Origin of the sequence: Escherichia sp. Marseille-Q3837 (genome assembly GCF_916618735.1) — a bacterium.
GTDB lineage: Bacteria > Pseudomonadota > Gammaproteobacteria > Enterobacterales > Enterobacteriaceae > Escherichia > Escherichia ruysiae.
In genome coordinates, this window is sequence record NZ_CAKAKC010000001.1 from 2549775 (window position 1) to 2562632 (window position 12858).

Here is a 12858-nt window from a genome sequence, read left to right on the forward strand (position 1 = left end):
ATCGTCGCATCCGGTAATCGCGCTATTGCAAATCATTTTTACTGCATCATCCCGGAGAATTTATTCTCCGGGTCCATCTCCAGCGCCAGTCCCAACAACTTCTTTCTATTTTTAATGAGATATCCTTTCTTATTTTTAATTAATAAACCGTCGTGAATGAATTGTGCGAGAACATATAAGAGGTGTCGATAAGAAACGCCTAAATACTCTGCCGCTTGCGTATGCTTTTCGTGATAAAGATCACCTTCCTGCGAGAGTAATATAAATGCTGCCAGGCGATTCACTAATGGAAATGATTGATTCTGAGTTAAAGAAACAATATTGCGATAATTTTTATGACTTAAGGTGACGCAGAGTTTTCGTAAAAATAGCGTGTCGTTTAATAACAACGGGCGGTAATGTTTCATGGGGAGTGCAATACACCAACACTCTTCAATAGCCTGCACCGCACGTGGTTCATGGTCTTTATCGATTAACTCAATCTCGCCAATAAAACAGGGCGCGGCAAAGAAATCAATCAGCGACACGCGCCCATTGGCAAGCGTGGCGTAAAGCCTGGCGCGGCCTCGCGTCAGGTAAAATAGCCAGGACGGCTGTTGCCCTTCCTGCACAATGTAGTCACGCGCTAAAAAATGAAACAGCCGCGTATCGGCTGAAACATCCGTTAAAAAGCACTCATTAAATGCGGACTCACTAATCAGTTGCTGCTTAAGTTCATTATTGTGGATTTCTTTCACGATGTTTATCCGCTATGAGATTTCTCATATTTAGCATACGTACGCTGTTGTTAAGATTCAATCATCGGCCGGTGGAAATTTCTTTGTTGTAGCAAAAAATAACGCAACTGAAACAGAGGAAATAAACAATGGAAAAGAGGAAAATTATTCTGGATTGTGATCCGGGTCATGATGATGCTATTGCCATAATGATGGCCGCGAAACATCCGGCGATTGATTTATTAGGTATCACCATTGTGGCGGGTAATCAGACGCTTGATAAAACATTAATTAATAGTCTGAATGTTTGTCAGAAACTGGAGATTAATGTTCCGGTGTATGCGGGGATGCCGCAGCCAATTATGCGCAAACAAATCGTTGCCGATAATATTCATGGCGAAACCGGTCTGGATGGCCCGGTGTTCGAACCGCTGACCCGCCAGGCTGAAAGCATCCATGCGGTGAAATACATCATTGATACCCTGATGGCAAGCGAAGGCGATATCACTCTGGTGCCGGTGGGGCCGCTGTCAAACATCGCGGTGGCGATGCGTATGCAGCCCGCAATCCTGCCAAAAATCCGTGAAATTGTGCTGATGGGCGGCGCTTATGGTACAGGTAACTTCACGCCGTCTGCCGAGTTCAACATTTTTGCTGATCCAGAAGCGGCACGCGTGGTATTCACCTCCGGCGTTCCGTTGGTGATGATGGGCCTGGATCTCACTAACCAGACCGTGTGTACCCCGGATGTGATTGCGCGGATGGAAAGGGCCGGTGGCCCTGCCGGCGAACTGTTCCGCGACATCATGAATTTCACCCTCAAAACCCAGTTCGAAAACTACGGCCTGGCTGGCGGCCCGGTGCATGACGCCACCTGCATAGGTTATCTGATCAACTCTGATGGCATTAAAACCCAGGAAATGTATGTCGAAGTGGACGTTAATAGCGGCCCTTGCTACGGGCGTACCGTCTGCGACGAGCTGGGCGTTCTTGGCAAGCCCGCCAATACCAAAGTCGGCATCACTATTGATACCGACTGGTTCTGGGGATTAGTCGAAGAGTGCGTTCGCGGCTACATCAAAACCCACTAAGTGTTGATAATAAGACCGGATAAGACGCGTCAAGCGTCGCATCCGGCAGCATTGTTACACCATCGGCACTAATGAAAGCGCGTTATCAGCAGACAGGGTAGGGTTATTTATGCTGCCGCTGGCGCGCGAAATTGCCGCGCAGGCCATCGCAAAACGGGCGCTGTCGCGGAAACTGTATCCTTCAAGAAAGCTATATACCAGGCCCGCCATAAAACCATCGTCAGCACCAAAACTATCGACTGTCGTATGCGCTGGCGCGGTCAGCAAAAATTGTTCGCCATCCTTTTCGCTGCAATAAACGGATTCATCGGGCAAATAAACAAACAGTTGCTGAACACCTTGCTGATGCAACGCATTCACTGCGGCATGACGGTCAGCATCGCTGGTGATCGCCTTTTCCCACAAAATTTCCAGCTCCGGTAAAGTGGGTTTCAGGGTGTGAATATGCGCCAGCCAGTGTTTGATTTTGCCCGCTTTGAATTCTGAAACGGTATCGACAAATACCGGAATTTCATCGGCGAGGGTAAAGACCCACTCCAGCGCCTCGGCAGTCAGGTTGCAATCTGCCAGTACTACGCCCGCATGACGAAGTAAATCACGTGACCCGTTCAATAATTGCGGCGTTAACTGTTCCAGCAGATGGGTATCATTAATCGCCAATACGGTTTGTTCGTCTTGATTGGCAATTGCCAGATACGTTGATGTGCTTTGACCATGTAAACGAACGCAGCCAGAGACATTCACTCCAGCACGGCGCGTCTCTTCTAAGAGCATCTCGCCATAAAAATCATTGCCAATCACAGAGAGTAAATGGCGTCGCGGCCTAACAGCGCCAGATTGTGGGCGATATTGCGCCCAACGCCGCCTGCCGAACAATGAATCGTTCCGGGATGAGAAGCCGCTTGTGGGTAACGGATATCCGCCATCCCGCGAATATCCATATTGATTGTCCCCACCACGACGCAGTATTCCTGCTCGGTGAGAATGTAACCTTTGCCTTTAATCCGCCCTTTGCGCATTAAATCCATAATATGCGCCGCAACGCGCGAACGGCTGATTTGCAGCATGTCCGCAATTTCATTCTGCTGAATCAGCGGGTTACGCCGTAAAATTGCAAGGATCTCCTTTTCCCGGTTATTCATCTTCAGGCTACCGCTTTTTCAGTTTGTTGCGCTTTTAGCCAGGCGATCTCTTCTGCCCAGATATCCGGGTTGATGGTTTCAAGGATCAGCGGAATGCCGTCGAAACGGTCGTCCTGCATGATCCAGCGGAACGCATCATGACCGATATTGCCTTCACCGAGGCTATGATGGCGGTCAACGCGGCTGCCAAAGGTGCTTTTCGCATCGTTAAGGTGCATCCCACGCAGATACTTAAAGCCAACAATACGGGCAAAATCAGCGAACGTTTTCTCGCATTCGGCTGGAGTACGCAAATCATACCCTGCAGCGAAAGCATGGCAGGTATCAATGCAGACGCCGACGCGGGATTTATCTTCCACGCCATCGATAATCGCCGCGAGATGTTCGAATTTAAACCCTAAGTTGCTGCCCTGACCGGCGGTGTTTTCAATCACCGCTGTCACGCCTTGTGTTTTATCCAGCGCAATATTGATGGATTCGGCAATGCGCGCCAGACAATCCTCTTCTGAAATCTGCATCAGATGGCTGCCTGGGTGGAAGTTGAGCAAAGAAAGTCCCAGTTGTTCGCAACGCTGCATTTCATCTATAAACGCATCGCGTGATTTTTCCAGAGCTTCAGCGACCGGATGACCGAGGTTAATCAGATAACTGTCGTGGGGAAGAATTTGCGCCGACGTGTAGTGATATTTTTCACAGGCGGCTTTGAATTCATCGATGGTTTGCGTCGTGAGCGGTGCGGCACGCCACTGACGTTGATTTTTGGTGAACAAGGCAAACGCGGTAGCGTCGATTTCGGCGGCGCGAATTGCGGCATTTGCCAGACCGCCAGCAGCACTAACGTGCGCTCCAATGTATTTCATATGTGGACTCCTGTTAAACCCGCTGGAGGAAAACGGTAATGATAGCGGGTTAACAGGAGCAAGATGTAGTGGTTTATGCGATGACGCTTTGAATTACATAGTTAATCGCAGCACCACCAACAATCAGCCAGGCAAACAGTACCAGTGCCATCAGCAGAGGTTTCGCCCCGGCTTTTTTCAGCGCGCTGACGTGAGTGGTCAGACCCAGCGCCGCCATCGCCATTGCCAGCAGGAAGGTATCCAGCGTTACCAGCATGTTCACCACGCTCTGCGGTAACAGGTGGAACGAGTTAAAGATGGCAACCACGATGAACAGGATGGCAAACCACGGAATGGTGATTTTGCTTTTCTCGCCGCCATTAGCCGGAGACAGTTGTTTAACACGTGCCGCCAGCAGGATGAGGAACGGAGCCAGCATCATCACGCGCAGCATTTTGGAGATAACTGCTGCGTTCTCAGCTTCCGGGCTGATGGCATGACCTGCCGCCACCACCTGCGCCACTTCGTGCACAGTAGAACCAATGTAGATACCGAAAGTTTCCGGACTAAACCATTGAGACATCAGCGGATATATCGCCGGGTAGAGGAAAATCGCGACGGTCCCGAAGATAACCACGGTTGCAACAGCCACGGTCACTTTACTGGCTTCCGCTTTCACTACCGGCTCAGTCGCCAGAACCGCCGCAGCACCACAAATACTGCTACCGGCACCGATCAACCAGCTGGTGTGCTTATCCAGGCCAAACACTTTCTGCCCCAGGAAGCAGGCCAGCAGGAAGGTGCTGGACAGTGTCAACACGTCAATGATGATCCCACTAATACCGACATCGGCAATTTGTGAAAACGTCAAACGGAAACCGTAAAGAATAATACCCAGACGTAGTAAATGTTGCTTGGCAAACAGCACACCGCCGTCACAGCTTTTCCAGATATGCGGATATACTGTGTTGCCTAAAACCATCCCCAACAAGATTGCGAGAGTGAGGGCACTAAACCCGGCACCCGCAACAGCGGGAATGGAACCACCCCACAGGGCGACCCCGGTGATAACTGCACTCAGGGCTAACCCCGGAATGAAATGCCACAGTGTACGATGTTGTTTCTGTAAGGTGATATTCGTCATAACCCTCTCCTTTATCCGGGCATAAGGTTACGACTAATTGGTTTAAAAATAAAATTGATTATATATTTATAATTAATCTTTATAAGTGGTAAGCGACTATGCACATCACCCTCCGGCAGTTGGAAGTTTTTGCAGAAGTATTGAAAAGTGGATCCACCACCCAGGCGTCGGTGATGCTGGCGTTGTCGCAATCAGCAGTGAGCGCGGCGTTGACCGATCTGGAAGGGCAGCTAGGCGTGCAACTGTTTGATCGCGTGGGGAAAAGACTGGTTGTTAATGAACACGGGCGGCTGCTCTATCCGCGTGCGCTGGCGTTGCTGGAACAGGCCGTCGAAATCGAACAACTGTTTCGCGAAGACAACGGCGCGATTCGTGTCTATGCCAGTAGCACCATTGGTAATTACATCCTGCCCGCCGTTATCGCCCGTTATCGCCATGATTACCCGCAGTTGCCGATTGAACTTAGCGTTGGTAACAGCCAGGACGTGATGCAGGCAGTGCTGGATTTCCGCGTTGATATTGGCTTTATTGAAGGGCCATGCCATAGCACTGAAATCATTTCTGAGCCGTGGCTGGAAGACGAGCTGGTGGTTTTCGCCGCGCCGACTTCGCCGTTGGCTCGTGGTCCGGTCACCTTAGAACAACTGGCCGCTGCGCCGTGGATCCTGCGCGAACGCGGTTCCGGCACGCGGGAAATTGTCGATTATCTGTTGCTGTCACATTTACCGAAATTTGAGATGGCGATGGAATTAGGTAACTCCGAGGCTATCAAACATGCGGTGCGTCATGGGTTGGGAATTAGTTGCCTGTCGCGACGGGTAATTGAAGATCAATTACAGGCTGGCTCATTAAGTGAAGTTGCTGTCCCTCTACCGCGCCTGATGCGTACGTTGTGGCGTATTCATCATCGGCAAAAACACCTTTCCAACGCGCTACGGCGCTTTCTGGACTATTGCGATCCCGCTAATGTGCCGCGTTAAATTGCGGTACAGGAACATGCTGGTGCTGTGTCAATTTCGTGACGCAGCGCCAGCGTCATGCATTCGCCAGAAAAGAGATAGACTGCTTTACTTATAATTCCTGGGCGATCATGAAGGTCTCTTATAAAAGCGCATTTCTACCGGAAGGATTGCAAATCGTCTGCTACAATCGCGCCTCATTTTTAAGATGGATAGCATTTTTGTATGGTTTCCGAAACTAAAACAACAGAAGCGCCGGGCTTACGCCGTGAATTAAAGGCGCGTCACCTGACGATGATTGCCATTGGCGGCTCCATCGGTACGGGTCTTTTTGTTGCCTCTGGCGCAACGATTTCTCAGGCAGGTCCGGGCGGGGCGCTGCTCTCGTATATTTTGATTGGCCTGATGGTCTACTTCCTGATGACCAGTCTTGGCGAACTGGCGGCGTATATGCCGGTTTCTGGTTCGTTTGCGACTTACGGTCAGAACTATGTGGAAGAGGGCTTTGGCTTCGCGCTGGGCTGGAACTACTGGTACAACTGGGCGGTGACTATCGCCGTTGACCTGGTGGCTGCGCAGCTGGTCATGAGCTGGTGGTTCCCGGATGTTCCCGGTTGGATCTGGAGTGCGCTGTTCCTTGGCGTCATTTTCCTGCTGAACTACATTTCGGTCAGAGGCTTTGGTGAAGCGGAGTACTGGTTCTCACTGATCAAAGTCACGACAGTGATTATCTTTATCGTCGTCGGCGTGATGATGATTATCGGTATCTTCAAAGGTGCGCAGCCTGTGGGCTGGAGCAACTGGACGATAGGTGAAGCACCGTTTGCCGGTGGTTTTGCGGCGATGATCGGCGTGGCAATGATTGTTGGCTTCTCCTTCCAGGGAACCGAACTGATTGGTATTGCAGCGGGCGAATCTGAAGATCCTGGGAAAAATATTCCGCGTGCGGTGCGTCAGGTATTCTGGCGAATCCTGCTGTTCTATGTGTTTGCGATTCTGATCATCAGCCTGATCATTCCGTACACCGATCCCAGCCTGCTGCGTAACGATGTGAAAGACATCAGCGTCAGCCCGTTCACGCTGGTGTTCCAGCACGCGGGGCTGCTTTCTGCGGCAGCGGTAATGAATGCGGTCATTCTGACAGCCGTACTGTCGGCGGGTAACTCCGGTATGTACGCATCTACCCGTATGCTTTACACCCTGGCGTGTGACGGAAAAGCGCCGCGTATTTTCGCCAAACTGTCGCGTGGCGGTGTACCGCGTAACGCGCTGTATGCCACGACGGTGATTGCCGGTCTGTGTTTCCTGACCTCCATGTTTGGTAACCAGACAGTGTATTTGTGGCTGCTGAACACCTCCGGGATGACAGGCTTTATCGCCTGGCTGGGGATTGCTATCAGCCACTATCGTTTCCGTCGCGGCTATGTATTGCAGGGACACGATATTAACGACCTGCCGTACCGTTCGGGCTTCTTCCCGTTGGGACCGATCTTCGCTTTCATTCTGTGTCTGATCATCACCCTGGGCCAGAACTATGAGGCGTTCCTGAAAGATACCATTGACTGGGGCGGCGTAGCGGCAACGTATATTGGTATCCCACTGTTCCTGGCCATCTGGTTTGGTTACAAGTTGATTAAAGGAACCCACTTCGTGCGTTACAGCGAAATGAAGTTCCCGCAGAACGATAAGAAATAAGTTTTCTCCCTTCCTTGTTAAGCCCTCTCAACTGAGAGGGCTTTTTCAATTCTATTTCCCTGATAAAACACGAGGATATAAAATTTAACATTTGGATTGATAATTGTTATCGTTTGCATTATCGTTACGCCGAAATCAAAAAAGGCTGACAAATCAGAGACTGTTCAAGCTTTCTGGGATGATCACCTGCATACAAAAAAGTCCACCGCGATGCTGCCGTACGCAAGGGGACGTGAAGAAGATGTGAGCGATAACCCATTTTATTTTCGTAGTTACCTCATGGAGATATGGAATGTTTAGGTTGAACCCTTTCGTACGGGTCGGGCTGTGTTTGTCCGCAATTTCTTGTGCATGGCCTGTGTTGGCGGTTGATGATGATGGCGAGACGATGGTTGTCACAGCATCTTCTGTTGAACAAAACCTTAAAGATGCACCTGCAAGTATCAGCGTCATTACCCAGGAAGACCTGCAGCGTAAACCAGTACAGAATCTGAAGGATGTCCTCAAAGAAGTGCCGGGCGTACAACTGACTAACGAAGGGGATAACCGCAAGGGCGTCAGTATTCGTGGCCTGGACAGCAGCTACACGCTGATTCTCGTCGATGGTAAACGCGTTAACTCCCGCAATGCTGTCTTTCGTCACAATGACTTCGATCTGAACTGGATCCCGGTTGATTCCATTGAACGTATTGAAGTGGTACGTGGCCCGATGTCCTCGTTGTACGGTTCTGATGCGCTCGGCGGCGTGGTCAATATCATCACTAAAAAAATCGGTCAGAAATGGTCGGGCACTGTTACGATCGATACCACCATTCAGGAACATCGCGATCGTGGTGACACATACAATGGTCAGTTCTTCACCAGTGGGCCATTAATTGATGGTGTGCTGGGAATGAAAGCCTACGGCAGCCTGGCTAAACGTGAAAAGGATGACCCGCAAAACTCAACCACCACCGATACCGGAGAGACTCCGCGTATTGAAGGATTCTCCAGCCGCGACGGTAATGTCGAATTTGCCTGGACGCCGAATCAAAATCACGATTTTACCGCCGGTTACGGTTTCGACCGTCAGGATCGTGATTCCGACTCGCTGGACAAAAACCGCCTGGAACGCCAGAACTACTCTGTCAGCCATAATGGTCGCTGGGATTACGGCACCAGCGAACTGAAATACTACGGCGAGAAAGTCGAAAACAAAAACCCTGGCAACAGCAGCCCAATTACCTCTGAAAGCAATACCGTTGATGGCAAATACACGCTGCCGCTGACGGCGATTAATCAGTTTGTCACGGTTGGCGGTGAATGGCGTCACGACAAACTTAGTGATGCAGTAAACCTGACCGGTGGCACCAGTTCCAAAACGTCTGCCAGCCAGTACGCGCTGTTTGTGGAAGATGAATGGCGGATCTTTGAGCCGCTGGCGCTGACGACCGGCGTGCGTATGGACGATCACGAAACCTACGGCGATCACTGGAGCCCGCGTGCCTATCTGGTCTATAACGCTACCGACACCGTTACCGTGAAAGGTGGCTGGGCGACAGCTTTTAAAGCGCCTTCTCTGCTGCAACTTAGCCCTGACTGGACGAGCAATTCCTGCCGTGGCGCATGTAAGATTGTGGGTAGCCCGGATCTGAAACCAGAAACCAGCGAAAGTTGGGAGCTGGGGCTTTACTATATGGGCGAAGATGGTTGGCTGGAAGGGGTTGAATCCAGCGTGACTGTTTTCCGCAACGATGTGAAAGATCGTATTAGTATCAGCCGCACGTCTGACGTTAACGCTGCACCGGGTTACCAGAACTTTGTCGGTTTTGAAACGGGAGCGAACGGGCGACGCATACCGGTATTCAGCTACTACAACGTTAACAAAGCGCGGATTCAGGGCGTGGAGACTGAGTTGAAAATTCCGTTCGCCGATGAATGGAAACTGTCACTCAACTACACCTATAACGATGGTCGTGATGTCAGCAATGGCGAAAACAAACCACTTTCCGACCTGCCGTTCCATACCGCTAACGGTACGCTGGACTGGAAACCGCTGGCGCTCGAAGACTGGTCATTCTATGTTTCTGGTCACTATACCGGGCAGAAACGAGCCGACAGCGCGACGGCCAAAACGCCGGGTGGCTATACGATCTGGAATACCGGCGCAGCCTGGCAGTTGACCAAAGACGTCAAACTGCGTGCGGGCGTGCTGAACCTGACTGATAAAGATCTCAGCCGTGATGACTACAGCTATAACGAAGACGGTCGTCGTTACTTTATGGCGGTGGATTATCGCTTCTGATGAGAAGATGCCCGGCGAACCGGGCTAAGTTTTACTTCAGTAAATGCTGCGCATGGAAGCGCAGATGATCCTCTATAAAAGAGGCAATGAAGTAGTAACTGTGGTCATAACCCGGCTGAATACGTAACGTCATTGGCCACGCTTTCTGGCGTGCGGCCTCTGCCAGCACCGCAGGCTGGAGTTGGTCGGCAAGAAACTGATCGCTATCACCCTGATCAATAAGCGTCGGGATCGCATCCTGCGCATTACTGGCGTACATCAGCGCGCAACTGTCCCATTCCTCCCAGTCATTTTTATCTTCGCCCAGATAGGCGCTAAACGCTTTGATTCCCCACGGGACGCTGCACGGATTCACAATCGGCGCAAAGGCAGAAACGCTGGTGTATTTGCCAGGGTTTTTCAGCGCCATAATCAGCGCACCGTGACCGCCCATTGAATGACCGCTAATGGCGCAGCGATCGCTGACGTTAAATTGCGACTGAATCAGCGCAGGTAATTCATCACGCAGATAATCATACATCCGATAATGCGCCGACCACGGCGGTTGCGTAGCGTTAAGATAAAACCCTGCGCCCTGGCCTAAATCGTAGCCGTCATCATTGGCAACCTGTTCGCCGCGCGGGCTGGTGTCTGGCATTACCAGTACAATCCCCAGTTCCGCCGCTACGCGCTGGGCACCCGCTTTAGTGGTGAAATTTTCGTCATTACAGGTTAATCCCGAAAGCCAGTACAGCACCGGCGGCGGGGCGTTATCGCGGGGAGGTGGGAGAAAGATGCTGAACGTCATCGGACAGTTTAAGGTACTGGAGTCGTGCCGCCAGCGTTGTTGCCAGCCTTCAAAACAGCGGTGCTCTTCGAGCATTTCCATGCGTGGCTCCTTGTTATGTTGTTTGCAATTTTTTCATCATACCGTTTATTCAGTGTGTTGTGAGTAACTTTCACTTCCGCATATGCATAACGATGTTTTAACATCTACGGCTGAAAGGCAGCGGCAATTACAATAATTATCGCTGTGAATACTGGATTATGTGCGTCACCTCACGCACAATAATCAGGCTGCTAATCAGCTTAATAACTTTGCCCCCACGCAGGGCGGAGGCGTCACACCTGCAGGAGAAAATATAAATGCCATCACTCAGTAAAGAAGCGGCCCTGGTTCATGAAGCGTTGGTTGCGCGAGGACTGGAAACACCGCTACGCCCGCCCGTGCATGAAATGGATAACGAAACGCGCAAAAGCCTTATTGCCGGCCATATGACCGAAATCATGCAGCTACTGAATCTCGACCTGGCTGATGACAGTTTGATGGAAACGCCGCATCGCATCGCCAAAATGTATGTCGATGAAATTTTCTCCGGTCTGGATTACGCCAACTTCCCGAAAATCACCCTCATTGAAAATAAAATGAAGGTCGATGAAATGGTCACCGTGCGCGATATCACTCTGACCAGCACCTGTGAACACCATTTTGTCACTATTGATGGCAAAGCGACGGTGGCCTACATCCCGAAGGATTCGGTGATCGGTCTGTCAAAAATTAACCGTATTGTGCAGTTCTTTGCCCAGCGTCCGCAGGTGCAGGAACGTCTGACCCAGCAAATTCTCATTGCGCTACAAACGCTGCTGGGCACCAATAACGTGGCGGTCTCTATCGATGCGGTGCATTACTGCGTGAAAGCGCGTGGTATCCGCGATGCGACCAGCGCCACGACAACGACCTCCCTCGGTGGTTTGTTCAAATCCAGTCAGAATACACGCCACGAGTTTCTGCGCGCCGTGCGTCATCACAACTGATTAAAAGGCAGGAACCATGGAGCGCAACGTCACGCTCGATTTTGTTCGCGGCGTCGCCATTCTGGGGATCCTGCTTCTTAACATCAGCGCCTTTGGACTTCCAAAGGCGGCTTATCTCAACCCCGCCTGGTACGGTGCTATTACACCGTCTGATGCCTGGACATGGGCATTTCTCGATCTCATCGGGCAGGTGAAATTCCTCACGCTTTTTGCGTTGCTGTTTGGTGCGGGGCTGCAAATGCTGCTGCCGCGTGGCAGACGCTGGATCCAGTCACGGCTCACCCTGTTAGTCTTGTTGGGCTTTATTCACGGCTTGTTATTCTGGGACGGCGATATTCTGCTGGCTTACGGGCTGGTGGGCTTAATCAGTTGGCGGCTGGTGCGCGATGCGCCATCGGTAAAAAGCCTGTTTAATACCGGCGTCATGCTATATCTGGTAGGGCTTGGCGTTTTGCTGCTGCTGGGGTTGATTTCCGACAGCCAGACCAGTCGCGCCTGGACGCCGGATGCGTCCGCCATTTTGTATGAAAAATACTGGAAACTTCACGGCGGCGTGGAAGCCATCAGTAACCGTGCCGATGGCGTAGGGAACAGTTTACTGGCACTGGGTGCGCAGTATGGCTGGCAACTGGCGGGGATGATGTTAATTGGCGCGGCATTGATGCGTAGCGGTTGGCTGAAAGGGCAATACAGCTTGCACCACTATCGCCGAACCGGTTTTGTGCTGGTGGCGATTGGGCTGATGATTAACCTTCCTGCTATCGCACTACAATGGCGGCTGGACTGGGCGTATCGCTGGTGCGCCTTCTTACTTCAGATGCCGCGTGAACTGAGTGCGCCATTTCAGGCGATGGGTTATGCGTCGTTGCTGTTCGGCTACTGGCCGCAATTAAGCCGTTTTAAGCTGGTGCTGGCGATCGCCTGCGTCGGACGGATGGCGCTGACCAACTACCTGTTACAAACGCTGATTTGTACCACACTATTTTACCACTTCGGTTTGTTTATGCAGTTTGACCGTCTGGAATTGCTGGCGTTTGTTATTCCGGTATGGCTGGCGAATATCCTTTTCTCTGTTATCTGGCTACGTTACTTCCGTCAGGGGCCGATAGAATGGCTCTGGCGTCAGCTCACCCTCCGTGCTGCGGGACCTGCATTGTCCAAAACATCAAGATAACGATCTTGATCACATTCATT

10 protein-coding genes and 1 pseudogene are annotated in these 12858 nt (G+C 51.2%); 6 read left to right on the top strand and 5 right to left on the bottom strand.

What is annotated here, in order from left to right; genetic code table 11:
• Window positions 1-38: 38 nt before the first annotated feature.
• On the bottom strand, window positions 39-737 hold the full coding sequence (locus LG381_RS11910; protein WP_032225701.1) for a transcriptional regulator YeiL: 699 nt from the start codon (window positions 735-737) through the stop codon (window positions 39-41).
• Between the two features lie 128 nt (window positions 738-865).
• Here LG381_RS11910 and rihB point away from each other — a divergent pair, with 128 nt between their 5' ends.
• A complete protein-coding gene (gene rihB, locus LG381_RS11915) occupies window positions 866-1807 on the top strand; it encodes a ribosylpyrimidine nucleosidase (protein ID WP_225762449.1) in 942 nt (313 codons plus the stop codon).
• A gap of 54 nt (window positions 1808-1861) precedes the next feature.
• Here rihB and LG381_RS11920 read toward each other — a convergent pair.
• The 3 genes and pseudogenes from LG381_RS11920 to LG381_RS11930 form a co-directional block, all read right to left on the bottom strand.
• Window positions 1862-2949, bottom strand: a pseudogene (locus tag LG381_RS11920) (sugar kinase).
• Between the two features lie 2 nt (window positions 2950-2951).
• On the bottom strand, window positions 2952-3809 hold the full coding sequence (gene nfo, locus LG381_RS11925; protein WP_000873880.1) for a deoxyribonuclease IV: 858 nt from the start codon (window positions 3807-3809) through the stop codon (window positions 2952-2954).
• A 73-nt stretch (window positions 3810-3882) separates the two neighbouring features.
• Window positions 3883-4932, bottom strand: coding sequence for a YeiH family protein (locus LG381_RS11930; protein WP_225762450.1), 1050 nt, complete (start codon window positions 4930-4932; stop codon window positions 3883-3885).
• Window positions 4933-5030: 98 nt separating this feature from the next.
• Here LG381_RS11930 and yieE point away from each other — a divergent pair, with 98 nt between their 5' ends.
• The 3 genes from yieE to cirA all read left to right on the top strand — a co-directional run bounded on the left by yieE (window position 5031) and on the right by cirA (window position 9870).
• Window positions 5031-5912 (top strand): DNA-binding transcriptional regulator YeiE, encoded by an 882-nt coding sequence (gene yieE, locus LG381_RS11935; protein ID WP_085460940.1) that lies wholly within the window; start codon window positions 5031-5033, stop codon window positions 5910-5912.
• 204 nt (window positions 5913-6116) lie between these two features.
• A complete protein-coding gene (lysP, locus tag LG381_RS11940) occupies window positions 6117-7586 on the top strand; it encodes a lysine-specific permease (RefSeq protein WP_000253268.1) in 1470 nt (489 codons plus the stop codon).
• Window positions 7587-7878: 292 nt separating this feature from the next.
• Entirely contained in the window at window positions 7879-9870 is a 1992-nt protein-coding gene (cirA, locus tag LG381_RS11945; protein ID WP_032225696.1) for a catecholate siderophore receptor CirA, read from the top strand.
• A 31-nt stretch (window positions 9871-9901) separates the two neighbouring features.
• Here cirA and yeiG read toward each other — a convergent pair whose 3' ends face one another.
• Entirely contained in the window at window positions 9902-10738 is an 837-nt protein-coding gene (gene yeiG, locus LG381_RS11950) for an S-formylglutathione hydrolase (RefSeq protein ID WP_000425475.1), read from the bottom strand.
• A gap of 257 nt (window positions 10739-10995) precedes the next feature.
• Between yeiG and folE the strand changes: the two genes are divergently transcribed.
• Window positions 10996-11664 carry a GTP cyclohydrolase I FolE gene (gene folE, locus LG381_RS11955; protein ID WP_001139613.1) on the top strand — a complete coding sequence of 223 codons (669 nt, stop codon included), beginning with the start codon at window positions 10996-10998 and terminating at the stop codon, window positions 11662-11664.
• A gap of 16 nt (window positions 11665-11680) precedes the next feature.
• Entirely contained in the window at window positions 11681-12838 is a 1158-nt protein-coding gene (yeiB, locus tag LG381_RS11960; RefSeq protein WP_225762451.1) for a DUF418 domain-containing protein YeiB, read from the top strand.
• Window positions 12839-12858 lie beyond the last annotated feature (20 nt).